At 69.0% G+C, this 26,802-nt stretch carries 21 protein-coding genes; 16 read left to right on the top strand and 5 right to left on the bottom strand.

From position 1 onward, the window contains the following. Nucleotides 1-150 precede the first annotated feature (150 nt). On the top strand, nt 151-618 hold the full coding sequence (locus tag J4Z35_RS09650) for a DUF3040 domain-containing protein (RefSeq protein WP_006946879.1): 468 nt from the start codon (nt 151-153) through the stop codon (nt 616-618). Between the two features lie 69 nt (nt 619-687). On the opposite strand, the gene J4Z35_RS09645 is transcribed toward J4Z35_RS09650, so the two are convergent. Beyond that, nucleotides 688-1,188, bottom strand: a complete 501-nt coding sequence (locus tag J4Z35_RS09645; protein WP_243754990.1) for a DUF456 domain-containing protein — start codon at nt 1,186-1,188, stop codon at nt 688-690. 211 nt (nt 1,189-1,399) lie between these two features. Next, nucleotides 1,400-1,597, bottom strand: coding sequence for a hypothetical protein (locus J4Z35_RS09640; protein WP_006946873.1), 198 nt, complete (start codon nt 1,595-1,597; stop codon nt 1,400-1,402). Between the two features lie 282 nt (nt 1,598-1,879). Here J4Z35_RS09640 and J4Z35_RS09635 point away from each other — a divergent pair, with 282 nt between their 5' ends. The 4 genes from J4Z35_RS09635 to J4Z35_RS09620 all read left to right on the top strand — a co-directional run bounded on the left by J4Z35_RS09635 (nt 1,880) and on the right by J4Z35_RS09620 (nt 6,743). Then, nucleotides 1,880-4,051, top strand: a complete 2,172-nt coding sequence (locus J4Z35_RS09635; protein WP_074039166.1) for a DNA topoisomerase IV subunit B — start codon at nt 1,880-1,882, stop codon at nt 4,049-4,051. Next, nucleotides 4,048-5,328 (top strand): MFS transporter, encoded by a 1,281-nt coding sequence (locus tag J4Z35_RS09630; protein ID WP_208065544.1) that lies wholly within the window; start codon nt 4,048-4,050, stop codon nt 5,326-5,328. Before J4Z35_RS09635 ends, J4Z35_RS09630 begins: the two co-directional genes overlap by 4 nt. A 212-nt stretch (nt 5,329-5,540) precedes the next feature. Then, on the top strand, nt 5,541-6,167 hold the full coding sequence (locus J4Z35_RS09625) for a DNA-binding protein (protein WP_208065543.1): 627 nt from the start codon (nt 5,541-5,543) through the stop codon (nt 6,165-6,167). A 177-nt stretch (nt 6,168-6,344) separates the two neighbouring features. Continuing rightward, complete coding sequence (locus tag J4Z35_RS09620; protein ID WP_241724650.1) at nt 6,345-6,743, top strand: hypothetical protein; 399 nt, start codon at nt 6,345-6,347, stop codon at nt 6,741-6,743. A gap of 58 nt (nt 6,744-6,801) precedes the next feature. On the opposite strand, the gene J4Z35_RS09615 is transcribed toward J4Z35_RS09620, so the two are convergent. Further along, nucleotides 6,802-7,377 carry an HhH-GPD-type base excision DNA repair protein gene (locus tag J4Z35_RS09615; protein ID WP_208065542.1) on the bottom strand — a complete coding sequence of 192 codons (576 nt, stop codon included), beginning with the start codon at nt 7,375-7,377 and terminating at the stop codon, nt 6,802-6,804. A 98-nt stretch (nt 7,378-7,475) separates the two neighbouring features. On the opposite strand from J4Z35_RS09615, the gene J4Z35_RS09610 reads away from it, so the two are divergent. Continuing rightward, nucleotides 7,476-8,750, top strand: a complete 1,275-nt coding sequence (locus tag J4Z35_RS09610) for an AI-2E family transporter (protein ID WP_208065541.1) — start codon at nt 7,476-7,478, stop codon at nt 8,748-8,750. A 27-nt stretch (nt 8,751-8,777) separates the two neighbouring features. Here the strand turns inward: J4Z35_RS09610 and J4Z35_RS09605 are convergent, their stop codons facing one another. Together J4Z35_RS09605 and J4Z35_RS09600 are read right to left on the bottom strand one after the other, a co-directional pair. After that, nucleotides 8,778-9,659: a sucrase ferredoxin gene (locus J4Z35_RS09605; protein WP_208065540.1), complete on the bottom strand. Its 882-nt coding sequence runs from the start codon at nt 9,657-9,659 to the stop codon at nt 8,778-8,780. Nucleotides 9,660-10,045: 386 nt separating this feature from the next. Continuing rightward, entirely contained in the window at nt 10,046-12,622 is a 2,577-nt protein-coding gene (locus J4Z35_RS09600) for a DNA topoisomerase IV subunit A (protein WP_243754996.1), read from the bottom strand. A 245-nt stretch (nt 12,623-12,867) separates the two neighbouring features. Between J4Z35_RS09600 and J4Z35_RS09595 the strand changes: the two genes are divergently transcribed. From J4Z35_RS09595 to J4Z35_RS09550, 10 genes are all read left to right on the top strand, one after another. Further along, nucleotides 12,868-13,014 carry a hypothetical protein gene (locus J4Z35_RS09595; RefSeq protein WP_200874248.1) on the top strand — a complete coding sequence of 49 codons (147 nt, stop codon included), beginning with the start codon at nt 12,868-12,870 and terminating at the stop codon, nt 13,012-13,014. 324 nt (nt 13,015-13,338) lie between these two features. After that, entirely contained in the window at nt 13,339-13,896 is a 558-nt protein-coding gene (locus J4Z35_RS09590; protein ID WP_208065538.1) for a hypothetical protein, read from the top strand. 149 nt (nt 13,897-14,045) lie between these two features. Further along, the gene (locus tag J4Z35_RS09585; RefSeq protein WP_144693940.1) at nt 14,046-15,998 is read left to right on the top strand and encodes a class I SAM-dependent DNA methyltransferase; all 1,953 of its coding nucleotides are present in this window, start codon (nt 14,046-14,048) and stop codon (nt 15,996-15,998) included. Continuing rightward, nucleotides 15,995-17,257, top strand: a complete 1,263-nt coding sequence (locus J4Z35_RS09580; protein ID WP_144693942.1) for a hypothetical protein — start codon at nt 15,995-15,997, stop codon at nt 17,255-17,257. Before J4Z35_RS09585 ends, J4Z35_RS09580 begins: the two co-directional genes overlap by 4 nt. After that, nucleotides 17,254-20,262: a DEAD/DEAH box helicase family protein gene (locus J4Z35_RS09575; RefSeq protein WP_144693944.1), complete on the top strand. Its 3,009-nt coding sequence runs from the start codon at nt 17,254-17,256 to the stop codon at nt 20,260-20,262. Before J4Z35_RS09580 ends, J4Z35_RS09575 begins: the two co-directional genes overlap by 4 nt. Then, nucleotides 20,259-21,608, top strand: a complete 1,350-nt coding sequence (locus J4Z35_RS09570; RefSeq protein ID WP_144693946.1) for a sialidase family protein — start codon at nt 20,259-20,261, stop codon at nt 21,606-21,608. Before J4Z35_RS09575 ends, J4Z35_RS09570 begins: the two co-directional genes overlap by 4 nt. Nucleotides 21,609-21,620: 12 nt before the next feature. After that, entirely contained in the window at nt 21,621-24,293 is a 2,673-nt protein-coding gene (locus tag J4Z35_RS09565; protein WP_208065537.1) for a bifunctional GNAT family N-acetyltransferase/acetate--CoA ligase family protein, read from the top strand. Nucleotides 24,294-24,334: 41 nt separating this feature from the next. Then, a complete protein-coding gene (locus tag J4Z35_RS09560; protein WP_074039510.1) occupies nt 24,335-24,937 on the top strand; it encodes a DUF5998 family protein in 603 nt (200 codons plus the stop codon). 8 nt (nt 24,938-24,945) lie between these two features. Then, a complete protein-coding gene (locus tag J4Z35_RS09555) occupies nt 24,946-26,064 on the top strand; it encodes a nucleotide pyrophosphatase/phosphodiesterase family protein (protein ID WP_074039176.1) in 1,119 nt (372 codons plus the stop codon). A gap of 11 nt (nt 26,065-26,075) precedes the next feature. Beyond that, complete coding sequence (locus tag J4Z35_RS09550) at nt 26,076-26,801, top strand: thymidine kinase (protein ID WP_062255883.1); 726 nt, start codon at nt 26,076-26,078, stop codon at nt 26,799-26,801. Nucleotide 26,802: the final 1 nt, after the last annotated feature.

Raw genomic sequence — 26,802 nt, 5'->3', positions numbered from 1 at the left:
GGCCCACGGCGGCAGGCTCTGGCGTGAAAGGTCAGGGTGTGATGCACTTTCCCCGTCGTGCACCACGCCGCAGTGCTACAACTGACGTTATGTGTCACCCGCCGCACGAGCTGTGCACCATGTGGGGTGACGAAGGGATGGAGGGCCACCATGCCGTTGTCCGAGCATGAGTTGCGCACGTTGGAGCAGCTCGAGGCGCAGCTTTCCGCCGAGGATCCCAAGTTCGCCTCGGCGATGCAGGCCGACCCGGAGCGCCGTCGACGGCGTCGTCGCGCCCTCCTCGCCGGCGCGGTCTGCCTCGCAGGCCTCGGCCTCACCGCCGTCGGCACGTACTCCTCGCACATGTGGTTGGGTCTCGTCGGCATGCTCGTCATCGCCGCGGGTGCCCTGCTGTCCGTGCAGACGCCGTCACGGCCCGCCCTGCACGTCGTCGACCCGAACTCGTTCGAGGGCATCACGGCCCAGACCGGCGCGCACCCCGCGTCACGGATGCCGCGCATGGCGCGTCCGGCGCGCACCGCTCGGCCGCGCTCCTCGGCTCCTCGTCCGCAGGGCGACTTCATGCAGCGGATGGAGCAGCGCTGGGAGCGTCGCCGCTACGAGAACCAGGGATGGTGAATCGGCAGCGGAGTCGCTGACGTGAGTGTTCGCTGCTCGTCTGCAGCGATGACGCTCAGCGCGCCCCGCTCACCGTGCCAGCGCGAACGCTGCGATCGCCCAGCCGACGGCGATCGTGACGGCTGCGGCCAGTTCGATGCCCACCGATGTCAGTGCTGCCCGGATGGCGACGCGGGTCGCTGTCCACGCCTGTGCGCGATCACGCAGTCGTGCGCTCTCCGCCAAGAACACGCCGATGACGAAGCCCAGCAGCAGTCCGATCACGGGGACGACGAAGAAGCCGACCACCGCGCACACGAGCCCGACGATGTTGCTGCGCCGCGCGACCCCACCCCACGAGAGCTGACGCCCTGGCACGAGAACCTGCACGACATAGCCTGCGACCGCGAGGATGCACGCGACAGCGAACACCACCCATGCCGCCGTGCTCGACTGGCCGATGGCCCAGACGAGCACGCCGACCACGACGCACGCGAGGCCCGGTAGGACGGGCACGATGAGGCCGGCGATGCCGACCGCGACGAGCAGGGCCGCACCGAGCGTCGTCAAGGTTTCTGTGGAGACCACCATGGTGTTCATCATGGCCCATCAGCGCATCGCTGCGCCCGAGATCACCGCCGTCGCGCGGCGTCAGTCGCACGGCACCGATCGCACGACACCCATCGCGCGAGGCCTCATGCCCGAGCGCGTCCGACAGTGCCCCCGGCATGCGTTCGGCCCCGCGCCTCGATGATCGAGGGCGCGGGGCCGAACGGTTCGCTGTGCCGAAGGGGCGAGATGCTCAGACCTCGCTGAGGCGGGGGGTTTCGTCGATGACCTCGACGGCGACCTCCCGCAGCTTGTCGAGGTGCTCACGGCCGTGGTGGCCGCAGAAGCGCAGTTCGAGACCTTCGGACATGACGGCCTTGATGAACGCCTGGGCGCCACAGCGGTCGCAGCGGTCGGCGGCGGTCATCGTCTGTTCCATCGTTGCGGTCATATCCATCCTCCTCGTCGGACGGCGCGGGGGCCGTCGCACGCGTATTCGTGAACCCACACGAATGTGGTTCTCGACAATGAACAACACTCTTCCACGTGCAGGCATTCCCGCGAAGCCGGTTCCGATCTGCGGGTGTCCTCGCGTGCCCGAGCGATTGCCTCGACCCACGTGCACCCGCGGCCGCACACCACCATGCACACCACATGCCGGAGCGCCCACGAGGGGCGGCTTGCGCGTGGCGACGCGGAACGACGGGGTTCGTCCGATAGCGTATCGAGGCACATGTCGAGTGTGCGCGTGACGAAGGTCAAGGAGATTCCCCAGGTGTCGCCCAGCGAGAACCAAGAGAACTACACCGCCCGCCACCTCCAGGTGCTCGAGGGGCTCGAGGCCGTCCGCAAGCGTCCCGGCATGTACATCGGCTCGACCGACGGCCGCGGCCTCATGCACTGCCTCTGGGAGATCATCGACAACGCCGTCGACGAGGCGCTCGGCGGGTACTGCGACCGCATCGAGGTCATCCTCCTGCCCGACGGCTCCGTCGAGGTGCGCGACAACGGCCGCGGCATTCCCGTCGACGTCGAGCCGCGCACGGGTCTGTCGGGCGTCGAGGTCGTCTTCACGAAACTGCACGCGGGCGGCAAGTTCGGTGGCGGGTCGTACACGGCCTCCGGTGGTCTGCACGGCGTCGGTGCGTCCGTCGTCAACGCGCTCAGTTCGCGTCTCGACGTCGAGGTCGACCGTGCGAGCAAGACGTACGGCATGAGTTTCCGCCGCGGCGAGCCCGGCACGTTCGCCGACGGCGACTCCTCCGATCCGCTCGCGAAGAGCCCGACGAACCCGTTCACGCCGTTCGAGTCCGGCAGCCAGCTCGAGGTTGTCGGCAAGGCCAGGCGCGGCGTCACCGGTTCGCGCGTGCGCTACTGGGCCGACACGACGATCTTCCTCAAGACCGCGCAGTTCGACTACGACCAGCTCATCGCGCGCGCTCGTCAGACGAGTTTCCTCGTGCCGGGCCTCACCATCATCATTCGTGACGAGCGGGGCCTTGCCGGTACGCCGGGGGAGAACGGCCCCCACGAGGAGACCTTCCTCCACGACGGCGGCATCAGCGAGTTCTGCGAGTACCTCGCGCCCGACGCCGCCGTCACCGGCATCTGGCGCCTGCAGGGCAGCGGGTCGTTCACCGAGACGGTGCCGGTGCTCGACGAATCGAGCGGCCACATGACGAGCCAGGACGTGACGCGCGAGTGCGGCGTCGACATCGCGCTGCGCTGGGGCACCGGGTACGAGACGAAGGTGCGCAGCTTCGTCAACATCATCGCGACGCCGAAGGGTGGCACGCACAACACCGGTTTCGAGCAGGCGCTCATGAAGGTGTTCAAGAAGCAGCTCGAGGTCAACGCGCGCAAGCTCAAGGTCGGCAATGACAAGGTCGAGAAGGACGACGTCCTCGCCGGTCTGACAGCCGTCGTCACCGTTCGCCTCGCGGAGCCGCAGTTCGAGGGCCAGACGAAGGAGGTGCTCGGCACCGCGGCCGTGCGCGCGATCGTCAGCAAGGTCGTCGAGAAGGAGCTGAGCGCGCACCTGACGTCGACGAAGCGTGACGACAAGGCGCAGGCCGGGCTACTGCTGGAGAAGGTCGTCGCCGAGATGAAGTCGCGCATCAGCGCGCGCGCCCACAAGGAGACGCAGCGTCGCAAGACGGCGCTCGAATCCTCGAGCCTGCCGGGCAAGCTGAAGGACTGCCGCTCGACCGACGGTGAGCGCAGCGAGCTGTTCATCGTCGAGGGCGACTCGGCGCTCGGTACGGGCATGGCGGCGCGCAACTCGGAGTACCAGGCGCTGCTGCCGATCCGCGGCAAGATCCTCAACGTGCAGAAGGCGTCCGTCGGCGACATGCTGAAGAACGCGGAGTGCGCCTCGATCATCCAGGTCGTCGGAGGGGGTTCGGGACGCAGTTTCGACCTCGACATGGTGCGCTACGGCAAGATCATCCTCATGACGGACGCCGACGTCGACGGCGCCCACATCCGCACGCTGCTGTTGACGTTGTTCTTCCGCTACATGCGTCCGCTCGTCGCGGCGGGGCGCGTGTACGCCGCGATGCCGCCGCTGCACCGTCTCGAGGTGAGCGCGCAGGGCCGCGCGAAGGGTGAGGTCATCTACACCTATTCCGAGGACGAGATGCGAGCCACCGTCGCGGCGTGGGAGAAGAAGGGCCGCACGTTCAAGCAGCCGCAGCGCTACAAGGGCCTCGGTGAGATGGACGCCGACCAGCTCGCGGAGACGACGATGGACCCGCGCCACCGCACGCTGCGTCGTGTCACGCTCAAGGACGCCGAGATGGCCGAGCAGGTGTTCGACCTGCTCATGGGCAGCGAGGTCGCGCCGCGCAAGGATTTCATCATCTCCAGCGCCAGCGATCTCGATACCGAGCGCATCGACGCATGAGTTCGACTCGGCTGCAACGGTTTCGCTCGGTTCTCGCCGACACGCGGCCGTTGCGCAACCCCGCCTTCCGGCGGTTGTGGATCGCCGACATCGTCACCGTCATCGGCGCCCAGCTGACGATCGTGTCCGTGCCCGCGCAGATCTACGCGCAGACGCGCGATTCGAGTTACGTCGGGCTGACGGGGTTGTTCGGCCTCGTGCCGCTCATCGTGTTCGGCCTGTACGGCGGATCGCTCGCCGACGCGCACGATCGTCGACGGATCCTGCTGTTCACCTCAGGTGGCTTGGTCGTCGCGAGCGCGCTGTTCTGGGCGCAGGCGGCAGCCGGCGGCGTCAACGTCTGGGTGATGCTGTGTCTGTTCGCAGCACAGCAGGCGTTGTTCGCGCTGCACCAGCCGGCGTTGCAATCGTCGCTGCCGCGCCTGCTCGAACCCGAGTTGCTGCCCGCCGCGAACTCGCTGCTCATGACGGTCGCGATGGCCGGTGGCATTGCCGGCCCGCTGCTCGCCGGCGCGCTCATCCCCGTGCTCGGGTTCTCGTGGATGTACGCGATCGACACGATCTGCCTGCTCTCGACGCTGTGGGCCGTGTTCCGCATGCCCGCGCTGCCGCCGATCGGTGAGGTCATCAAGGCCGGTTTTTCGTCGGTTCTCGACGGGTTGCGCTACCTGACGCGTCACCCCGTCCTGCTCGCGAGCTTCGTCGTCGACCTCATCGCGATGGTGTTCGGCATGCCGCGCTCGGAGTTTCCCCAGATCGCGCACGAGTCGTTCGGCGGTCCGCTCGGGGGTGGTTTCGCGTTCGCGTGGCTGTTCGCGGCGATCCCTGTCGGCGCCGTGCTCGGCGGCGTGTTCTCCGGGTGGGTGTCGCGCGTGCGACGACACGGCGTCGCCGTGCTGGCCGCGGTGCTCGTGTGGGGCCTCGCCATCATCGGGTTCGGTGCGGCGGTAGCGCTCGCGAACGGGCGCGTCGACGTCGTGTTCTGGCTCGCGTTCATCGCCCTCGTCATCGCAGGTGCGGCCGACATGGTTTCCGCGGCCTTCCGCACGTCGATGCTTCAGACGGCGGCGAGCGACGAGGTGCGCGGGCGGCTGCAGGGCGTGTTCCTCGTCGTCGTCGCCGGCGGCCCACGCATCGCGGACGTCATCCACGGCGCCGGCGCGACCGCGATCGGAGCGGCGACGACGGCGTGGCTCGGCGGCGTGTGCGTCGTCATCGGTGTCGTGCTCGTGGGCCTGCTTGTCCCGTCCTTCCGGCGGTATCGACTCGCTGCCTGACTCGTGGGGCGCGCCGGGCCGAGCGGGGTGCGGCAACCGTGATCTGGCTTCGTCGGTCTCGGGCAGGGGTGTCCGCGATGACGGCTGGCCGGGGGAGTGGGGCCGTCCCCGTCGTTCTGGCGCCGTGTGGTCAGGCTGAGCGTCGGCGGATGGTCGATCTGGACGATTCTACGAATGAAGTTTTTCCCCTTAACTTCCGCTAGTTTAGGTCCATGCCTTCACTCCGATCCTCTCTCGTGGTGCTGACGGCGGATCAGGTCGACAGCCGCTCTGGCGACGACGCCGTGCCCTCCGCCCTGCGAGCGCTGCGCGCCCTCCCGTCGAGCGGGGGGTCTGCGCGCGGCTTCGCGCGGACGGCGGGGGATGAGATCCAGGCCCTGTTCACGCGTTCGAGCGATACGGTCGAGGCGCTCGAACAGCTGGCGCGCCTCGGGTGCTGGCGGGTGGGGGTCGGCATCGGCGCGGTCGTGACGCCCGTACCCGACGATGTGCGTGCCGCCTCGGGTGAGGCGTTCATCGCGGCGCGTGAGGCGGTCGAGGCGTCCCGGCTCGTGCCGGCGCGCGTGGCCGTTCGGGCTCCTTCGGCGCCCGAGGCGGGGGCCGACCTCGACGCGGCGTTGGCGCTGCTGCACCTGCTCTGGCATCGCCGCACACCTGCGGGGTGGGCTGTCGCCGAACTCTTGGGGCAGGGGCTGACGGGGCGCGAGGTCGCCGCCGCACTCGACATCACCCCCTCGGCCGTCAGCCAACGCGCGCGGGCCGCAGCCGTCGAGGAGAGCGACGCCGGCATGCGCCTCGCCGTGCGACTCATGGACGCTGCGCGCGCTCAGCCCTGCTGAGGGGCGGCGCCGCTCGAGAGGCGACATGGTCTGAGCGTGTGCGCCCGCGGCATGACGGCTGTGGGCGCGCTCGGATCACCAGCCCGGCCCTCACCCGGCTCGGCGTTGCGCCTGACGGAACGGGTCGTCCCGGCCTGTGTCTTCACCACTGTCGGTGGCGGCGTCTACCGTCGGGTCATGGATGTCAGGGCTGTTCTCGTCGTCACGCTGTTCGGGTCACTGGCGCTCGCGGGTGGTGGTGTCATGACGACGCTCGTGTTCCGCAGCGTCGATCGTCGGTCGTCCGAGGTGGGGGAGAGCCTGCCGGAGTCCTCGGACGGGGTCGAACAGGCCGCCACGATCCTGCGTGGCGGCGCGTGGATCGGTGCGCTTGAGCGGTTGGCGATCTTCGCGGGGCTCGTCGCGTCGTGGCCGGAGGCGATCGCGATCGTTCTCGCCGTCAAGGGGCTCGGGCGTTATCCGGAGCTGCGCAGCGGCGAGAAGTCGGCCGTTGCCGAGCGGTTCATCATCGGCACGTTCGTCAGCGTCCTGTGGGCGTGCGGCTGCGCGGGTCTCGTGGCGTGGTTGCGCACCTGAGCCCCTGGCAGCGCGGCGTCCCTCGCCCAACGTTGGCGAGGTGCCGCTGACGCCGCCGTCACGATCGGGCTGCGGCCTTCTTCGCCGCCTTCATCTCACGTTTCGTCTCGCGAACCTTCTGCAGCGAGTCGGCGTCGACGACGTCGGCCACCGAGCGGAACGAGCCGTCCTCGGCGTAGGGGCCGACGCTCTTGCGCCAGCCGTCGGGGCGGACGTCGAGTCGTTTGCCGAGCAGGGCCGCGAAGATGCGAGCTTTCTGGTCGCCGAATCCGGGCAGCGCCTTGAGTCGCCTCAGCAGTTCGGCGGCGTCATCCGTCGCCCATATGGCGCGGGTGTCGCCGTCGTAGTCGTCGCGCACGGCGACGGCGAGCTTCTGCACGCGCTCTGCCATCGAGCGGCCGTAACGGTGAAGGGCGAGAGGCGTCGTGCACTTCTCGACGAACTCACCCGGCTCGATCGCGGCGATCTTCGTCGGATCGAGCGTGCCGAACCGGTCGTAGATCTTGGCGGGGCCGGAGAACGCCACCTCCATCGCGATCTGCTGCTCGAGCAGCATCCCGACGAGCAGCCCGAACGAGTGCCCCGAGATGACGGCGTCGGCACGGTCGTTCTGGGCGATGTGCAATCGGGGCATGCAGGCATCGTAGGGCGGCTCGGCGCAAGGAACATGTCGATGTCACCACCTCGTGAGAGGATCACGCCAGACCACTCAGCGAGCGAAACGACCACGACATGACACTGTTCAGGCGCGCCGATGTCGGTGACGACGAACCGCAGCACCTCAAGGTCGCTCTGGACCTCAAGTCGGTGTGGCATGCCACCTGGATCGTCATCGGCGCCCTCGCCCTGCTCACCGCCCTCGGTTATCTGACGGGGTCGGCGGGATCGGTCGTCTTCAACGTCGTCATGGCGTTCTTCCTCGCCGCAGCCATCGAACCGGCCGTGTCGCGCTTCGCGAAGCACATGCCGCGTGCGCTCGCGACGGGTCTCGTCGTCCTGCTGCTGGCGTGCGCCGTCGTCGGGTTCTTCGTCGCGTTCGGGGGCCTCCTCGTCGACGAGGTGCAGGCGCTCATCAGTGCGGCACCCGGCCTCGTCACGGATTGCGTCGACTGGGTCAACCGCAAGTTCGACACCGACTACGACATCAACAAGCTGCTCTCGAGCGTCAACCTGACGCCCGACAACGTCGCGAACTACGGTTCGCAGCTGGCCGGCGGCGTCCTCGGGCTCGTGACGAGCGTCGTGTCGACGGCGTTCAACCTGTTCGTCCTCATCTTCTTCACCTGCTACATCTCGGCCGGCCTACCGCGTCTGCGCACCTGGGTGGCAGGGCTGTTCCCGCCGCGTCAGCAGCGCGTCGTGCTGACGGTGTGGGAGGTGTTCGTCGCAAAGGTCGGCGGGTACGTCGCGGCGCGCTTCATCCTCGCGACGATCTCGGCGACGATCCACGGCACGTTCATGATGCTCATCGGCATGCCGTACTGGCTGGCGCTCGGGTTGTGGACGGGCATCATCGCGCAGTTCGTGCCCAACATCGGCACGTACATCTCGATCGTCCTGCCCGTCCTCGTCGGCGCGACGAGCGACAAACCGATCAACGGCCTGTTCATCCTCATCTTCGCGATCGTCTACCAGCAGATCGAGAACGTCACGATCGAGCCGAACATCAGCGCACGCGCCGTCGACGTCCACCCGGCCGTCTCGTTCGCATCCGCCCTCGCCGGCGCGAACATGTTCGGCCTCGCCGGCGGTTTGCTCGGTGTGCCCGCCGCCGCGACGGCCATGGCCATCCTCGACCTCTACAAGACGCGCTACGAGGTGACGAGCTCGACGCTCGACGCCGCGCAACGCGACGCGAAGAAGGATCTCGACGACGACGACTCTGCGACGAATGACGACCCACCGGGCCAGCGCGACCCGGTCGAACTCGCGGGGGCCGACTCAACAGCCGATGCTGCGCCTGACCGTGCCGTCAACACGGAAGCAGGCGGGTCGACGAAGGCATGACGCCCTGAGCATGTGATCGACGAGAACTCAGCTCACGCGCGCGCTATAGGACGCGGAAGGTTTCGCGTCCTTGAGGCACGAGTCGCGAAGCGGCTCACCGACGACCGACGTGACGGCCAGGGTCGTTCCGTCGGGCAGGGAGACGAGCCACCCATCCTGGCGGTCGGCTACGGGCACCCCGATGTCGTTGACGGGGGCCATCGTCAGGCCCGGATGGCGCTCGCGCCACCACGTCTCTGCCACCTGAGCGACGGGCGGCAGGTCGATTCGCCCGCGGTGTGTGGTCGATGAGAACGACTGCTGCACAGCAGGATCGAGCGTCGAAGTCATCGTCGTCGTTGCGAGGTGAGCGGCCGCCTGACCAGTGAGCCGGCCAAACGTCTGGCCGCTCGGCAGATGAATTGCCGTCGGCGCGAACCGATGTCCGCCGATGTGCGAGACCTCCCACACGTTGTCGGGTGCGGCGGCATGCGCAGCCTCCGCGACAGGCCGGGCACGGACGGCACAGCAGGCATCGCGGCGGCCGTTCGTGCACACGAGCAGCACAGGCTCGGGGCGTGCGGCGAAACCGAAAGACGCCAACCGCGCGCGATCTGCCACATCGCCGGCGAGCAGACCTGTCACGTCTTCGCGTCGCAGGGTCGCTTCGACGAGCCACGGTTCGTCACCGAAACCACCGCCGACGAACACCCGGGCCGCCTCACCCGCCACGGCATGTCGCCCGACACGACGGATGAGGTACAGCGTTGCGTCTGCAGGTTGCGGCAGCCCGGAGTCGCCGACGGCATCGCGTCCCCACGCGCCCGGCACCTCGACGGCGACGATGACGCGCGCCACCTTCGCCGTCCCCCACGCAGGCATGCCGGCCGCTTCCCAATCGAGCGAGCACGAACTGGGTGACGTCATCATGCCCCCAGCCTAGAGGCGCGCCAAGGCACGATGGGTCTCGCGCTCTGATGCGAGCGCCTCAGATGACACGCGCTCAGCAGAACCCTGGCCGTCGCCCCGCGCGCCCGCCGCAGCTGCGTCACGTGGTGATGGTTGTGTCAGTCCTGACTGCCGCACGGGCGAACAACTGACTCAGCTGGCCGACACAGGCTGATGCACCGCGGTGGCTCGGAGTGCCACCCTCGCCATCAACGGACGGAGGCGACGCAGCTGCGTCACTTGGTGATGGTTGAGTCAGTCCTGACTGACACAGCGGCAACCACGTGACTCAGCTGTCGATGCGAACTGCACCAGGCGCCGCCATAGAGGCCCGCAGCGCCCCGCGCCAGCACCCACCCCGTCAAACCTCAGGCGTCGTCACCGTCGAACAGACTGAGGCGGCTTCCGTCGTCGCCGATCGCACCGTCGCCCGTCTCTTCGCCCGCCGTCACCGGCGTCTGCTCGGCCACTTCGGCGGACGACGCGTCGGCGGCCACCGACGCGTAGGGGGCCGTCGTGCCGATCGCGGCGATCTGGCCGGGGGCGGTGTCGCCGGAACCGTCGCGCTTGCCGTCGGCGTCGTCGAGGGTGAGCAGCTTGCCGATCGCCTTGCCCGAAGCATCCGCCGCGCGCGCCGGCGCGGAGCCGACCCACGCGAACGTCAGGTGGTTCTCGCCGCGCAGGAAGCGGTGGGCCCGGACGCCGGCTGTCGCGCGTCCCTTGGCGGGGAACTCGGTGAACGGCGCGACCTTGAGCGAGGTGATCTCACCGTTCGGCGAGCTCGGGTGCCCCGCGCCGGTGACGACGATGCCGTCGCGCGAGACGGATCCGAAGAAGATCGCTCGTGCGCCGGCACCGAGCTTGATGCCGGCGACACCGCCGCCGGTGCGGCCCTGCGGGCGCACGTTCGCAGCGTTGAAGTGCAGCAGTTGCGCCTCGTTCGTGACGAACGTCAGCTCCTCGGTGCCGGTCTGCAGTTCGACGGCACCGACGACGACGTCGTCGCCCTTGAGCGTGATGACCTCCATGGTCGGCTTGTTCGCGTACTCCGTCGTCACGCGCTTGACGACGCCCGCCGCGGTACCGAGTGCGAGGCCGGGGGAGTCGGCGCGCAGCGACGTCACCGTCAGCACCTTCTCGCCGGGTGCGAGGTCGACGAACGCGGCGACGGGCGCGCCGCCGTCGAGGACGGGCGCCTCGTGCGTGTCGACGAGGTGCGGCAGTTCGAGCGCGCTGACACGGAACAGCCGACCTGCGGACGTGACGACGCCGAACTCACCGCGCGCGCTGGCGCGCGCGGCGGCGAGGACGACGTCGTGCTTGCGGCGGCCACCGTCGGTCGACAGCGGATCGGCCGAGGTGGTGCGCGCGATGAGGCCGGTTGACGACAGCAGCACCCAGCACGGGTCGTCGGGGATCTCGAGCGGCATCGACGACTTGGATGCCGTCTTCGCCACCGCCTGCGTGCCGTTCCCCTCGAGCAGGACAGTGCGACGCGGCGTCCCGAATTCCTTGGCGACGGCGAGCAGCTCGTCGCAGACGACCTTGTGCAGCAGTTTGACGTCGGCGAGGATCGCGCGCAGCTTCTCGATCTCGGCGCGCAGCTCGTCGGCTTCCTTCTCGAGCTCGAGGCGGCTGAACTTCGTGAGGCGGCGCAGCTGCAGGTCGAGGATGTACGTCGCCTGCGCCTCGGACAGGTCGAACACCTGCATGAGGCGCGCCCGCGCCGTCGCGGAGTCGTCGGAGGAGCGGATGATCTGGATGACCTCGTCGATGTCGAGGATCGCGATGAGCAGGCCGTCGACGAGGTGGAGGCGGTCCTCCTTCTTGCCGAGGCGGTGCGTGGTGCGTCGGCGCACGACGTCGATGCGGAAGTCCGTGTAGACGCGCAGCAGCTCCTTGAGCCCGAGGGTGCGCGGCTGGCCGTCGACGAGTGCGACGTTGTTGATGCCGAAGCTCTCCTCCATCGGCGTCAGCTTATAGAGCTGCTCGAGCACCGCTTCGGGGTTGAAGCCGTTCTTCAGTTCGATGACGAGGCGCAGGCCGTGGTGGCGGTCGGACAGGTCCTTGACGTCGGAGACGCCCTGCAGTTTCTTCTGCCCGACGAGGTCTTTCATCTTGTCGATGACCTTCTCGGGCCCGACGAGGTACGGCAGTTCGGTGACGACGATGCCCTTGCGGCGCGGCGTGACGTTCTCGATCGTCGCCGTCGCGCGCGTGCGGAACGTGCCGCGGCCGGTGAGGTAGGCGTCGCGGATGCCGTCGAGGCCGATGATGCGCCCGCCCATCGGCAGGTCGGGGCCCGGCACGAAGCGCATGAGGTCGTCGAGGCTGCAGTCGGGGTTCTTGATGAGGTGGACCGCGGCCTGCACGACCTCGCCGAGGTTGTGCGGCGCCATGTTCGTCGCCATGCCGACGGCGATGCCGCTCGCGCCGTTGACGAGCAGGTTCGGGAACGCGGCGGGCAGGACGGACGGTTGCTGCAGCGAGTCGTCGTAGTTGGGCACGAAGTCGACGGTGTTCTCGTCGAGGCCGGCCACGAGCGTCAGCGATGCGGGCGCGAGACGCGCCTCGGTGTAACGCGACGCCGCGGGGCCCTGGTCGAGCGAGCCGAAGTTGCCGTGGCCGTCGATCAGCGGCAGGCGCATCGTGAAGTCCTGCGCCATGCGCACGAGCGTGTCGTAGATCGCCGAGTCGCCGTGCGGGTGGTACTTGCCCATGACCTCCCCGACGACGCGCGAGGACTTGACGTGGTTCTTGTTCGGCGTCAGGCCGAGTTCGTCCATCGAGAACAGGATGCGCCGCTGCACCGGCTTGAGCCCGTCACGCGCGTCGGGAAGGGCACGCGAGTAGATGACGGAGTAGCTGTACTCGAGGAAAGCCGCCCGCATCTCGTCCTCGACATCGATGTCGATGATGTTCTCGACGATGTCCTCGTCCGGCATCTCGGGCTTCTTCGTGCGTGCCACTGCGTTCCTCACTAGCTCGCTGACGCCCGGTGCCCGGGCAGGGTGCATCGCTCATCCTCGCGCATCCGCGCGCTGACGGGGGTTCGCGACACGCGGCGGGGGCGTGAGCGCGCTCGTGGCAGTCATGTCTCTATGTCTTTTGCATTAGGACATAGAGACACAAGACGCCCCAGGCGTCGTCCACAGCACGCCGCTCCCGCGCTGCGCGGGCAGCCGCGGGTTTGCTCAGCCCCGAGGGGACGACGCGCGGCCGCTACTACCTTCCGGGCGAACTCTCGAAGAACGTCGTACGCGAGGCGCGCGGCGAGCGCACCCTCGTCGACCCGTACCCCGACCTCATGCGGCAGATTCGCGCGAACCTGCTGTAGGGGTGCCGGCTTGGCTGGCATGATGGCTGACGTGACTCAGAACACCAATGGTGCCGACGGAGCGGCGAGCCCAGGAGCCCTCACGCGCGTCGTGGATGGTGCGCTCACCAAGTAGAACGCGGCGGTGGATGCATACGTGCGGAAGCTGCGCGGATGGAGTCAGGGAGCAAACGGGGGTAAGCGCGACGGCTCACCTGCGGCGGCCCTTCGGGCGGCTGAGAAGCAGTACCTCGCAGCCGTGACAGGCATGGGGGCAGGCTCGGCGCGGCAGCTGCCGCGCCCGGTGTCGGGACAGCCCTGAGCCTTGTCGTTTCCACCGCCGAAATGGGCGCCAACCTGGAAACCACGGCGCTCCTCGTCCTCACCTACGCGGCGATTCACAATCTCGATGTGGACGACTTGGAACGACGCCGTGCCCTGTTCTATGGCGTGGCCCTCGGCAACGCCGGCAGCGTCGCAGTCGAGAAGATCGCCGGGAGAACCGGACCGCACTGGGCAAAAAGTGCCGTCAACGCGGTGAGCAGGGACACCCTCGCGAAGATCAACGGCGTTCTCGGACCCCATTTCGTGACGAAGTACGGAACGAGGCGCGGGGTGCTGGTCCTTGGCCGAGTCGCCCCCTTCGGGGTGGGGGCCGCCATTGGTGCGGGAGGAAACGCGGCGTTCGGCCAGCTCACGATCCGCACGGCTCGTCGTGCATTCGGGCCGCCTCCGCAGGAGTGGCCAGCGCGTTTCGCATGGGATCCCAGCGGGATGGACGCCTCGGGTCCACAAGACGACTACGCAGAGGCGTCACGCGAGTGGGAAGCAGGCGGGGACGCTGAACTGTGGGACGCCGTCGCAGGGGATGGGCTCGACGCCGAAGGCAGCCGGGCCGGCTGAATGGCTCGGGTGTCGTCGCCCCGCTCGCCGTTCAGACCCCGGTCGGCCCCATGGTGGCCGGACGCCGCCTTGCGGCTTCACCTGGACATGGAGGTCGTGCGCGCACGTTGACGCCCGATCGCGCTGGGCGTGCTGATTGAATGGCCCGCATGGCATCACCGCAGGGTTTCGAGGACAAGGTCGCCTTCGTCTGGAAGGTCGCCGACACGCTGCGCGGCACGTTCCGTCAGCACGAGTACGGCCAGGTGATGCTGCCGCTGCTCGTGCTGCGCCGCATGGACGCCGTGCTCGTCGACACCAAGCCCGCCGTGCTCGCCAAGGCGAAGACGTTCGAGACGATCGCCGCCCCTCAGGCGATGATGCTGAAGAAGGTGGCGGAGCAGCGGTTCTACAACATCTCGCGCTTCACGTTCACGAGCTTGCTGAGCGACGACAAGGCGCTCGCGGAGAACCTGTCGAACTACATCCGCGGTCTGAGCAACGACGCCTACGTCGTCATGGAGGCATACAACCTCGACGACAAGATCGCGCGCATGGATCGCGCGGGCATCCTCTACCGCGTGCTCGCCGACTTCGCCGACCTCGACCTGCGGCCGAGCGTCGTGAGCAACGAGGCGATGGGTTACATCTTCGAAGACCTGTTGCGGCGCTTCTCGGAGATGAGCAACGAGACGGCCGGTGAGCACTACACGCCGCGTGAGGTGATCCGTCTCATGGTCGAGTTGCTCGTCGGCGGCGAGGCGCACCGTGAGCTCGTCGAGAGCCCCCTGCCGGTGCGCACCGTCTATGATCCCGCGGCGGGCACGGGCGGCATGCTCGTGATGGCGATGGAGCACATGTTGGCTCTCAACCCGAACACCGAGGTGAAGGTGCACGGGCAGGAGCTCAACGACGAGACGTGGGCCATCGCGCAATCCGACCTCATGATGCTGGACATCGACCCGAAGCAGATGCGCAACGGCAACTCGTTGACGCAGGACGCGTTCGGCGCCGACCACTTCGACTTCATCCTCGCCAACCCGCCCTACGGCGTGAACTGGGCCGGGTACGCCGCCCCCATCAAGGAGGAGCATGCCAAGCAGGGCATGAACGGACGCTTCGGCGCGGGTCTGCCGCGCTCGTCGGACGGGTCGTTGCTGTTCCTGCAGCACATGCTCTCGAAGATGAAGCCGACGGGTTCGCGCGTCGGCATCGTGCTCTCCGGCTCGCCGCTGTTCTCCGGCGCAGCCGACTCGGGGGAGTCGCGCATCCGTCAGTGGATCCTCGAGAACGACTGGCTCGAAGGCATCGTCGCGCTGCCCGACCAGATGTTCTACAACACCGGTATCTCGACGTACGTGTGGATCCTGACGAACGACAAGGCCGACGCCGACCGCGGCCTCGTCAAGCTCGTCGACGCCCGTGCGATGGGCACGAAGATGCGCAAGTCGCTCGGCGACAAGCGCAAGGAGTTGACGGCCGACGCCATCGCCGAGATCGGGCGCCTCTACGGCGGCGCCCTCGACGAGGCGGACGACGACGCGCGCGTCAAGGTACTGCCGCGCGAGGCCTTCGGGTTCCAGCGCATCACGGTGGAGCGCCCGATGCGTCGCCGCTGGGAGGTGACGGCGGAGGCCGTCGCGGATGCGCCGTTCGACGTGTTCGCGCCCCTGGCCGGTCAGCGGTTCGAGACGGAGAAGGCACTGCTCGCCGAGGCCGACGCGATCGCGAAGCTGACGGCGGCGCAGCGCAAGAAGTTCGCCACCGCGTGCGCCGTGGCCGACCCCGACGCGCCGATCGTCATGAAGAAGGGACAGCCCGAACCCGACCCCGACCTGCGCGACGCCGAGAACGTGCCCCTGCCCGACGGGTGGTTCTCCCTAGCCCCCGACGAGCGCACCGCCGCGCTGCGCGAGACGGCCGAGGCGCACCTCGAATCCGAGATTCGCCCCTACGTTCCCGACGCGTGGATCGACCACACGAAGACGAAGATCGGCGTCGAGATCCCCTTCACCCGCCAGTTCTACGTCTACGAACCGCCCCGCCCGGTGGAGGAGATCGCCGCCGAGATCCGCGACCTCGAAACGCAGATCCAGGGCTGGATGAAGGACCTGGGACTGTGAAAACGGCACCGCTCAGAGCAGTCGCGGACGTCTGGTCGAGCAATGTGGACAAGCACGCGGTCAAGGGTGAAATGCCCGTCCAGCTGTGCAACTACACCGATGTGTACTACGGCGACACAGTCGCCCCACACCCGAACCTCATGTGGGCGACGGCGTCGGCCTCGCAGATCGCGCGAAACAAACTCCTTATCGGCGACACCGTACTAACGAAGGACTCCGAAGACCCCGGCGATATCGGCATCAGCGCCACGGTTACGAGCGAAGCCGATGACTTCGTGTGTGGGTATCACTTGGCGATCGCTCGACCCCTCTCGGGCAGCTACCCCCGCTATCTCACATGGGCCCTGCGTTCTCGCCCGGTGCTGGACTACTTTTCAACTGCTGCCCGCGGTATCTCGCGCTATGGTCTCGGGCTCGCCGACTTGCGAGCGACTCCCATTCCCCTCCACACACCGGAAGACCAACGGCGAATTGCGGACTTCCTCGACGATCGCGTCGCCCGCATCGACCAGATCATCGCCGCGCGGAAAACCCAAGTGGCTTCTGTCAAGCAGGATCGAGCTGCGTACCTACAGGGCGAGTTCACCGCGGCCGCCGTAGGGCGTGGAACAGCTCGTCTCGGATACCTGCTAAGCAATCTCGAACAGGGTTGGTCCCCTCAGGCTGATGCGACCCCTGCCGAGGCGGGCCAATGGGGTGTCATGCGCGCGGGTTCTGTCAACGGCGGTTTCTTTCGTGCTGTCGACAACAAGGCGCTTCCCGAGGGATTGGAACCGCGCGCCGAGTACGAAATCCATGGGGGCGACATCCTCATGTCGCGAGCGAGTGGATCGCCTGAGCTGATCGGTAGCGTCGCCGTCGTACCGCAGGATGTGCGACCCAAGCTGCTTCTTCCGGACAAGCTCTATCGCCTTACGCTGTTCCCGGGGTGGTCTGCGGACTTCGTCGTGGGCATGCTCCGTGCTCATGAGAATCGGGAACGCATACGTTTGGGGATCAGTGGCGCGGAAGGCATGGCGAACAACCTGCCGTCGCGCGTCATTCGCGGGCTGCGGGTGCCGCAGCTGAGCCTGAGAGGGCAGGGCGAAGTGGTGGAACGTCTGGCTGCGCGGCAACAAGCTGACCGTAACTTCGAGGCCGGGACCACGCGCAGCATCGAACTTCTCACCGAATACAAGCATTCCCTCATCACGGCCGCCGTCACGGGTGAGTTCGACGTGACGACGGCATCCACGAAGATCCCTGGGGAGCACGCATGACCGTCACGCAGGAGAAGGCGTTCGAGGCGAACATCGAGGCGCACCTGCTCAGTGCGGGGTGGGTGAGCGTCGATCCGACGACGTACGACCGCAAGCGCGGCCTGTTTCCCGAGGAGGTGATCGCGTTCGTCGAGGCGTCGCAGCCGAAGGCGTGGGCGCAGCTCGTCACGCGTCACGGCGGTGAGCCTGCGGCGCGGGAGAAGTTCGTCACCGTGGTGCAGCAGCAGGTCGACCACCGGGGCACGCTCGACGTCCTCCGCAATGGCGTCAAGGATTCCGGCGTGCCGGTGAAGCTGTGCTACTTCAAGCCCGCCTCGGGGCTCAACGACGAGATGCAGCGCAGGTACGACGCGAACCGGCTCGGCGTCGTGCGTCAGCTGCATCACTCCGAGTCGAACCCGCGCGATTCGCTCGACCTCGCGCTCGTCGCCAACGGCCTGCCCGTCGCGTCCGCCGAGCTGAAGAATCCGCTGAGCGGGCAGGGCATCGAGCACGCGATGGCGCAGTACCGCAGCGACCGCAACCCGGTCGACCTCGTCTTCGCCGGTCGCATGCTCGTGCACTTCGCGGTCGACCCGCACGCCGTGGCGATCACGACGCGTCTCGCCGGCGCGGCGACACGCTTCCTGCCCTTCAACCAGGGCTCCGCGGGCCCTGGCCACCCCGGCAGCGCCGGCAACCCGCCCGTCGACCCCGCGAGCGGCGCGTATCAGAGCGCCTACCTGTGGGAGCAGGTGTGGCAGCGCGACGCGTGGCTCGATCTGCTCGGCACGTTCCTCCACGTCAGCGACGGCACGGTGCTGTTCCCGCGTTTCCACCAGTGGCACGCCGTGCGTTCGATCCTCGACGCAACCCGCCGCGACGGTGCAGGCGTCGACCGGCTCATCCAGCACTCGGCAGGCTCGGGGAAGTCGAACACCATCGCGTGGACGGCGCACTCGCTCTCGCGGCTGCACGGCGAGGACGACACGCCGATCTTCGACAAGGTCGTCGTCATCACCGACCGCACGGTGCTCGACCGCCAGCTGCAGGAGACCGTCGCCGGGCTCGAACACACGCCCGGCACGATCGTGCGCATCGACAAGAACTCCGCGCAGCTCAAGGACGCGCTCGAAGGCAACGCCGCGCGCGTCATCATCACGACGCTGCAGAAGTTCCCCGTCGTCGTCGAACTCGCGAAGAAGGCCGCCGCCGAGGGGGAGACGAGCGATGTGGCCGGCAAGCGGTTCGCCGTCATCGTCGACGAGGCGCACAGCTCCACCGGCGGCGACGGCATGAAGAAGCTCAAGGGCGTCCTGCGCGGCGACGACCGGCTCGAGGCCGAGGAAGCCGCACAGGCCGAAGCGGAAGAAGCCGAAGAGGCGAACGATGCGTTGCTCGCCTCCGCGAAGCAACGGGGCAAGAGCACGAACCTGTCGTTCTTCGCGTTCACGGCCACGCCGAAACCGAAGACGCTCGAACAGTTCGGGGAGAAGGACGCCGACGGCGACTACCGCCCGTTCCACACGTACTCGATGCGCCAGGCCATCGACGAGGGCTTCATCCTCGACGTGCTCGCCTCCTACACGACGTACGACGTCTACTACCGCCTCGCCAACACCGAGCCGCGCGACGACATCGATCTCGACACCCGCAAGGGCCGCGCCGCGCTCGCCCGGTTCGCGTCGCTGCACCCGTACGAACTCGACGCGAAGGCCGAGATCATCGTCGAGCACTTCCGCGCCAAGACGATGAACAAGATCGACGGCCGGGCCAAGGCCATGGTCGTGACGCGCTCACGGCTGCACGCGGTGCGCACGCAGGAGGCCATCGCGCGCTACATCGAACGCATGGGCTACGACACGGGCGCTCGCCCGCTGCGCGCGCTCGTCGCGTTCTCCGGCACCGTCACCGAGGACGCGGCGCCCGACGTCGTGCTCACCGAGGCGTCGATCAACGGCTTCGCCGAGTCGCAGCTCCCCAAGCGGTTCAAGGAGGACGACGACGCGAAGTTCCTCGTCGTCGCCGAGAAGTACCAGACCGGGTTCGACGAGCCGCTGCTGCACACGATGTACGTCGACAAGAAACTCGCCGGGGTGAAGGCGGTGCAGACGCTGTCGCGGCTCAACCGCACGCGACCGGGCAAGCAGGACACCTTCGTGCTCGACTTCGCGAACACCGCCGACGAGATCCGCGACGCGTTCGCGCCGTTCTACGAGCAGTCGTTCGCGGCGCCGACCGACCCGAACATCCTCTACACGCTGCAGCACGACCTCGAATCGGCGGGCGTGCTGTCGCTCCCCGAGATGGAAGCGGCCGTCATCGCCCTGCTCGACGGGGCGGACGCGAAACAGCCCGCCATCTACGCGAACGTGGGCGCGGCCGTCGGGCGATTCATCGCCCTCGACGATGACGCGGCCGAAGAGTTTCGCAGCACGCTCGAACAGTTCGTGCGCGCGTACGCGTTTCTCGCGCAGGTCATGCCGTGGGTCGACGCGACGCTGGAGCGGCTGTTCCTCTACGGCAAGCTGCTGCTCGCCGACCTGCCGCAGCGCGAGAGCGACCCGATGCCTCAGCTGTCGAAGGCCGTCCAGCTCACGCACCTGCGGCTGTCGGTCTCGCACGAGGGTGACATCGGGCTCGAGGCGAGCGACGAGGCGGGCGTCGCACTGCCCGGTGAGGGCAAGGGCTCGCAGAACGAGCCGGAGAAGGACAAGCTCTCGGCGCTCATCGAGGCGATGAACGATAAGTTCGGCGCCGACCTGGGCGAGGGCGACCGCATCTGGATCGACCAGCAATGGGCCGCCGTCATCGACAACGACCGCCTGCGCGTCGTCGCGCAGCACAACGACCGCTCCGCCTTCGAGCTGGTGCTCGAACAACTGCTCGCCGACGTCATGCTCGAACGGCACGACGCGAACGAGCAGTTCGTCAACTCCTACTTCGAGAAGCCGGGCCTCAAGCGGGCGCTGATCGGCCACCTCGCCGGCACGTACGACGAGTTCCGACGGGAGATGGTGGGGTGAGCGGGCAAGGCCGGCGCCCGTCCACGGCGGACCGGTGGCATCGACTGCGCCGCTCGCCGAGCATGCGGGCGGCGCTCGCGCTCGTGCTTGCGGCCCTGGGCGTCGTTGCGGTCATCTACGGCGCGCGCGCCATCGTCCGCGACCCGCTGCGCCCGGGCACCGTTCGCGCCGGCGAGCCGGTCGGCGGGGGCGTGGCGGCCGAGCCGTCGTCCGGCTCGTCGCCGAACGTCGAGACCGCGCAGGCCGCGACGCCGGCGTCGACGTCGTCGATCGTGTGGGCGCTGTCAGCGCGCTTCGGCCAAACCCAGTTCGCGCTCGCGCAGACGACGTGCGCGGGCACACACTGCCCGGCCCTGCTGCGCACCCAGGACGGCGGCCGCACCTGGCAGCAGGTGCACTCCTTCACGCAGGCCGACGTGTCGTCCGCGCAGGGCGACGCGCAACCCCTCATCCAACCCGCCGGCGCGATCAGCGACTTGCGCTTCCTCGACGCGCGCACCGGGTACCTGTTCGGCTCCGACCTGTGGGTCACCCACGACGGTGGTCGCAGCTTCACGCAGGTGCAGCACCCCGGCGTCAGCGTTCTCGACGTCGCCGTGCACGACGGCCAGGCCCACGCCCTCACCGCCGCGAGCTGCATCCAAGGTGGCTGCACCGGACGCCTCGAGGTCGCCCGCATCGGCACCGGCCGCACGCCCGCTGTCACCGACGCCGTCGCGGGCGTCACGCCGCCCGGCGAGGTGAGCGACGCCGGCATCGTGACGGCCGGCGAGAACCTGCTCGTCCTCGCGCACGCCGAACGCAGCGGCGGCGAAGCCTCCGGCGCGTGGCGACTCACGGGCGACGCCCTCACGCCGCTGTCGACCCCGCCCGCGTGCAACGGCAAGACGATCGAAGCGGCGACCGGCCTCGGCGCGACGTCACGGATGGTCGCCGTCTGCGACGCCGTCGTCACATCCCGCTCGACGAGCTACTCCACCGTCACGAGCGTCGACGGCGGCGCGACGTGGCAGCTCGTCGGCGCCGGCAACCTCACACTGCCCACGCAGGGACACGTGACGATCGCCGCGAAGGATCCGACACACGTCGTCGCCGTCAGCGGCGGCCCACGCGAAGCCCTCGACGGCACGACGCGATCGCTCAGCGACATCGCCGTCGCCGCGAGCAAGGACGGCGGCGCGTCGTGGACGGAGGGTTCCCCGACGTCGCGCCCCAGCCCGGGAGGGTTCGACTCCCTGCAGGCGAGCCAGCCCGGCGTCGCCGCCGTCACGCGCCATGACGGCGACATCTGGACCTCCGCCGACGACGGCGTGCACTGGTCACGCCACGCTGTCGGCGCACGGTGATTGAATGACGACATGAGCGATGTGGAGCCCAGCATCCCGGCCGACTACCCCCGCGAGTGGGAGGCCGACGTCGTCCTGCGCGACGGTTCGGTGGCCCACGTGCGCCCCATCCGCCCCGACGACGCCGAACGCATCCACCGCTTCCACGCCGCGCAGAGCGAGGAATCGATCTACCTGCGCTTCTTCGCCCCGATCAAGCGCCTGAGCGATCGTGACGTGCGCCGCTTCACGCACGTCGACTACGTCGAACGTGTCGCCCTCGTCGCGACCGTTGGCGACGACATCATCGGCATCGGCCGCTACGACCGCCTCGGAGGGCGCGACGCGACGAGCGCCGAGGTCGCGTTCAACATCGCCGACAGTTTCCAGGGCCGTGGCGTCGGCTCCGTCATGCTCGAGCATCTCGCGGCGATCGGCGCCGAGAGCGGCGTCGCCGAGTTCGTCGCCGACGTGCTGCCGCAGAACCGCAAGATGATCCAGGTCTTCACCGAGGCCGGCTACGACGTCAGCCGCAACTTCGACGACGGCGTCATCTCCGTGCGCTTCGAGATCGAGCCCAACGAGAAGTCGCAGGCCGTGCGCCTCGCGCGCGAGCAGCGCGCCGAGTCGCAGTCGGTGCGTGCGCTGCTCAACCCGTCGTCGATCGCCGTCGTCGGCGTCTCGCGCGACGGACGCTCCGTCGGCGGTCGTGTGCTCGCCAACCTCGTCGAGGGCGGCTACCGCGGCACGCTCCACGTCGTGCACCCCGAGGCGGAGACGATCGAGGGCCTGCCGACAGTGCCCTCGATCAGCGCGATCGGGAAACCGGTCGATCTCGTCGTCATCGCCGTGCCGGCTCCGAAGGTGCTCGACGTCGTCGCCGAGTGCGGCGGCGCGGGCGTGCGAGCGCTGCTCGTCGTCTCCGCAGGGTTCGCCGAGTCGGGCCCCGAGGGCGCCGAGCGTCAGGCCCAGCTGCTCGCGCTGGCCCGCCGACACGGCATGCGCGTCGTCGGGCCGAACAGTTTCGGGCTCATCAACACGCGCGAGGACACGCGCCTCAACGCCTCCATCGCCTACGAGATGCCGCCCGCCGGCCACCTCGGGCTGTTCGCGCAGAGCGGCGCGCTCGGCATCGCCGTGCTCGCGAGCGCCGGACGGCGTGGCCTCGGCCTGTCGGATTTCGCTTCCGCCGGCAACCGCATCGACGTCTCCGGCAACGACCTCATGCAGTACTGGATCGACGACGACGACACCCACGCCGTCGGCCTCTACCTCGAATCGGTCGGCAACCCGCGCAAGTTCACGCGTATCGCGCGGCAGCTCGCGCTGCGCAAACCCGTCGTCGTCGTGAAGTCCGAGGTCTCCGCGTTCGGACGCCCGCCCGGGCACCGCGTCCGGGAGACACGGACGCCTCCGCGTGCCTTCCGCGAGATGCTGCGCCAGAGCGGCGTCATCCGCGTCGGCAACGTCCACCAACTCTTCGACGTCGCGCAGCTCGTCGTCAACCAGCCGCTGCCGAAGGGGCGGCGCGTCGCCGTCGTCGCCAACTCCGACGCGCTCGGCGCGCTGTGCGGTGACGCGGCGCTGAGCTGGAAGCTCGACGTCACCCGCGGCCCCGTCGCCGTCGCCGCGGACGCGAGTGAGGACGCGTTCCGTGACGCGCTCGTCGCCGCGTTCGAGGACGAGAACGTCGACTCGGTCGTCGCGAGCTTCATCCCGCCGCTCATCACGGGCGGGCGTGACGTCGCGCGCACCGTCGCCGCCGTCAGCGCGCAGTACGACAAGCCCTGCGTCACGACGTTCCTCGGCATCGACGGTGTGAGCGACGACCTGTCGGCGTCCGCGCCCGACGGCTCGACGCGCATCGTGCCTTCCTACCCGATGCCCGAGGACGGCGTGCGAGCGCTCGCCGCCGCGACGAACTACGCCGAGTGGCGCGGGCGCGATCGCGGTGAACCCGTGGCGCCGCTCGGCATCGACCGCAAGGGCGTGCACGAGATGGTGCGCTCGATCATGGCCGAGTCGCCCGACGGGCGGGAGCTCACCGCCGACGAGACCGCGCAGCTGCTCGCGCTCGCCAAGATCTCGGTGTGGCCCTCCGTTCCGGCGCGCTCGCCCAAGGAGGCGGTCGACGCGGCCGAGGAGCTGGGCTTCCCCGTCGTCGTCAAGTCGATCGCGCCGCAGGTGCGTCACCAGGTCGCGAGCGCGCTGCGCGCCGACCTGCGCTCGCCGCTCGCCGTCGTCGAGGCTTACGAGGCGCTCGCGGAGCGTCTCGAGGAGTACGGCCCCGACCAGTTCGTCGTGCAGAAGATGGCGACCCCCGGCATCGGCTGCTCCGTCACGAGCGTCGAGGATCCGCTGTTCGGTCCCGTCGTCTCGTTCTCCGTCTCCGGCCCGCCGACCGACCTGCTCGACGACGTCGGTTACCGCAACCCGCCGCTGACGACCGGTGACGTGAGCGAACTCGTCAGCTCGATCAAGGCGTGGCCGCTGCTCGACGGCAGTCGCGGGCGCGGCATCGACCGCGCCGCCATCGAGGATCTCGTGGCGCGGGTGTCGGTGCTCGCCGACGAGAACCCCGAGATCGCCCACCTCGAACTCAACCCGGTGAGCACGCACCCCGGCGGCCTCGACGTCCTCGGCGCGCGCATCACGCTGGCGCCCGCGTCGCTGCGTCAGGACTCGGGCCGACGGGCCATGACGTGAGGTCGCCCTCCAGAGGCGAGCGCGGGCCGCAGGATGGGATGATGGCAGGCATGGCTCAGAACCTTCCCACCGACCTCGCTCGTGCCATCGACGAGGCTGGCTATTTTCCCGCGCTCGTGCGCGACGTCGTGGCCACCGCGCTCGCCGGTGACGAGGTGCGCCAGCACCTCGTGCACGTGGAGACGACCTTCGAGCAGGACGAACTGCTGCGTCACATCACGGTGCTCGTGCTGACGCCGACGAAGCTCGTCATCGTTCACGCCGACGACCACGACGACTCAGCCGCCGGGGGTGTGCGCTCGACGCGTCAGGCCGTGACGGCGACATCGGAGACGGTCGCGCTGTCGTTCGTGCGCGGCGTGACGCTGACGCACGTCGTCACTTCCCCGGAGCGCTACCGCTCCGGCAGCCTCGGGCGCGAGGTGACGCTGACGATCGGCTGGGGCACGATCAGCCGCATCGACCTGCTGCCCGCGACGTGCGGCGACCCGAACTGCGACGCGGACCACGGCTACGACGGCACGATCACCGGCGACGACATCAGCCTGCGCATCTCCGCCGACGCCGAGGGAGAGGGTCACCTGCAGCAGGCGATGACGTTCGCGCACGCCCTGTCGGCCGTCGTCGGCTCCACGGCCCGCTGACGCCCGCGATGAAGGCTCCCCGCTATGACGCCGACGGGCTCGCCGGTGTGCTGCCGTCCGTGGCACGCAGCCTCGACCCCGTCGCGTTCGCGGGGGCCGGGCGCAAGCTGCCGCAGGCGCGCGCGGCGATCGTCGTCCTCGCCGACGGGCTGGGCGCGCGGCTGCTGCGCCGCCAGAGCGCGCACGCACCGTTCCTGCGCGAGCACCTCGAGCGGATGCAGACCCTCGCCGCGGGCTTCCCGACGACGACGGCGACGTCGATGGGCACGTTCGGCACCGGCCTGCCCCCCGGCGCGCACGGCCTGGCCGGCTACCTCGTCGTCGACCCCGCGACGGGGCGCGTGTTCAACGAGCTGACGTGGAAGGACGGGCCGAATCCGCAGGCGTGGCAACCGAACCCGACGGTGTTCGAACGCGCCGACGCCGCCGGGCTGCGTCCCGCCATGATCGGACCCGGCTACTTCGACGGCTCGGGCCTGACGAACGCCGCCCTGCGCGGCGCGACGTTCTACCCGGCCGAGGGGCTCGACGACCGCGTCGACGCGGCGCTGGCCGCCACCCGGCGCGGTCACCGACTCGTCTACCTCTACTGGGGCGAGATCGACAAGGCCGGCCACGTCCACGGCGTCGGCTCGCCGCAGTGGGCGCACGAGCTCGCCGTGTTCGACGACGCGATGGCGCGCCTCGACTTCGGGCGCCCCGCGGGCACGTCTCTCACGCTGACCGCCGACCACGGCATGGTCGACGTCCCCCTCGACGCGCGCGTCGACATCGCGACGACGCCGCACCTGCGCGACGGCGTCCGACGCGTCGGGGGAGAGATGCGCGCGCTGCACCTGTACGTCGAGCCGGGGGCGCTCGCGGACGTCGGATCGCGTTGGCGCGCCGAGATCGGCGCGCACGGACACGTCTTCACCCGCGAACAGCTCGCCGACGCCGGCTGGGTCGGCGCGCTCGATCCCGCCACCGCCGGACGCTTCGGCGACGTCGTCGTCTCCGTCACGAGCGCGCGCGGGTACGTCGACTCGCGTGTCATGAGCGACCGCGTGCTCACGCTGCTCGGCCAGCACGGTGCGATGACGCCCGACGAACTCGACGTGCCGTTCCTCCACCTCGGCGCGCGCTAGGGTGACTGACCGTGGCTGAGCTCGTGTTTTTCACCGGAACGATGGATTGCGGCAAGTCGACGCTGGCGCTGCAGATGGATCACAACCATGCCGCGCGCGGCCGTCGCGGCATCGTCCTCACCCAGCACGACCGCGCCGGTGAGGCCGTCATCTCCTCCCGCCTCGGCCTGCGCCGCGAGGCCCTCGAGGTGAACGCCGGCCTCGACCTGTGGGATCTCGCCGTCTCCGCGCGCGTCACCCTCGGCGAGCTCGACTACGTCATCGCCGACGAGGTGCAGTTCTACGAGCCCGAGCAGATCGATCAGCTCGCGCGCGTCGTCGACGAACTCGACGTCGACGTCTTCGCGTTCGGCATCACCGCCGACTTCAAGACCCAACTGTTCCCCGGCTCGCGTCGCCTGTTCGAACTCGCCGACCGCACACAGCTGCTGCAGGTCGAGGCGTTGTGCTGGTGCGGCAAGCGCGCGACGCACAACGCCCGCGTCGTCGACGGCACGATGGTCGTCGAGGGCGAGCAGGTCGTCGTCGGCGACACCGGCGACCAGGGCGAGACGCCACTCGTCGAGTACGAGGTACTGTGCCGGCGCCACTTCATGCGTCGCATGACGTCACATGCCGCGCGCACGATCGGGGCGCAGCAGATGCCGTTCGACCTCGACGTCTGCCCGGTGCCCGCCTCGACGTTCGTCGCGTCCGAGCCTGCGGGCGAATCGTCGACGGCACACGAAGGCCCCTGAG

Source organism: Dermacoccus sp. NHGro5, assembly GCF_017565385.1.
In the GTDB taxonomy this organism is placed as follows: domain Bacteria; phylum Actinomycetota; class Actinomycetes; order Actinomycetales; family Dermatophilaceae; genus Dermacoccus; species Dermacoccus nishinomiyaensis.
Note: the sequence above shows the minus strand (reverse complement) of the source record. Positions and strands in the feature narration are given on the sequence as shown.

Bases quoted from the DNA above. Each gene is read 5' to 3' on its own strand.
- J4Z35_RS09650 (WP_006946879.1), top strand. From the start codon at position 151: ATGCCGTTGTCCGAGCATGAGTTGCGCACGTTGGAGCAGCTCGAGGCG.
- J4Z35_RS09645 (WP_243754990.1), bottom strand. From the start codon at position 1,188: ATGGTGGTCTCCACAGAAACCTTGACGACGCTCGGTGCGGCCCTGCTC.
- J4Z35_RS09640 (WP_006946873.1), bottom strand. From the start codon at position 1,597: ATGACCGCAACGATGGAACAGACGATGACCGCCGCCGACCGCTGCGAC.
- J4Z35_RS09635 (WP_074039166.1), top strand. From the start codon at position 1,880: ATGTCGAGTGTGCGCGTGACGAAGGTCAAGGAGATTCCCCAGGTGTCG.
- J4Z35_RS09630 (WP_208065544.1), top strand. From the start codon at position 4,048: ATGAGTTCGACTCGGCTGCAACGGTTTCGCTCGGTTCTCGCCGACACG.
- J4Z35_RS09625 (WP_208065543.1), top strand. From the start codon at position 5,541: ATGCCTTCACTCCGATCCTCTCTCGTGGTGCTGACGGCGGATCAGGTC.
- J4Z35_RS09620 (WP_241724650.1), top strand. From the start codon at position 6,345: ATGGATGTCAGGGCTGTTCTCGTCGTCACGCTGTTCGGGTCACTGGCG.
- J4Z35_RS09615 (WP_208065542.1), bottom strand. From the start codon at position 7,377: ATGCCCCGATTGCACATCGCCCAGAACGACCGTGCCGACGCCGTCATC.
- J4Z35_RS09610 (WP_208065541.1), top strand. From the start codon at position 7,476: ATGACACTGTTCAGGCGCGCCGATGTCGGTGACGACGAACCGCAGCAC.
- J4Z35_RS09605 (WP_208065540.1), bottom strand. From the start codon at position 9,659: ATGATGACGTCACCCAGTTCGTGCTCGCTCGATTGGGAAGCGGCCGGC.
- J4Z35_RS09600 (WP_243754996.1), bottom strand. From the start codon at position 12,622: ATGCCGGACGAGGACATCGTCGAGAACATCATCGACATCGATGTCGAG.
- J4Z35_RS09590 (WP_208065538.1), top strand. From the start codon at position 13,339: ATGGGCGCCAACCTGGAAACCACGGCGCTCCTCGTCCTCACCTACGCG.
- J4Z35_RS09585 (WP_144693940.1), top strand. From the start codon at position 14,046: ATGGCATCACCGCAGGGTTTCGAGGACAAGGTCGCCTTCGTCTGGAAG.
- J4Z35_RS09575 (WP_144693944.1), top strand. From the start codon at position 17,254: ATGACCGTCACGCAGGAGAAGGCGTTCGAGGCGAACATCGAGGCGCAC.
- J4Z35_RS09565 (WP_208065537.1), top strand. From the start codon at position 21,621: ATGAGCGATGTGGAGCCCAGCATCCCGGCCGACTACCCCCGCGAGTGG.
- J4Z35_RS09560 (WP_074039510.1), top strand. From the start codon at position 24,335: ATGGCAGGCATGGCTCAGAACCTTCCCACCGACCTCGCTCGTGCCATC.
- J4Z35_RS09555 (WP_074039176.1), top strand. From the start codon at position 24,946: ATGAAGGCTCCCCGCTATGACGCCGACGGGCTCGCCGGTGTGCTGCCG.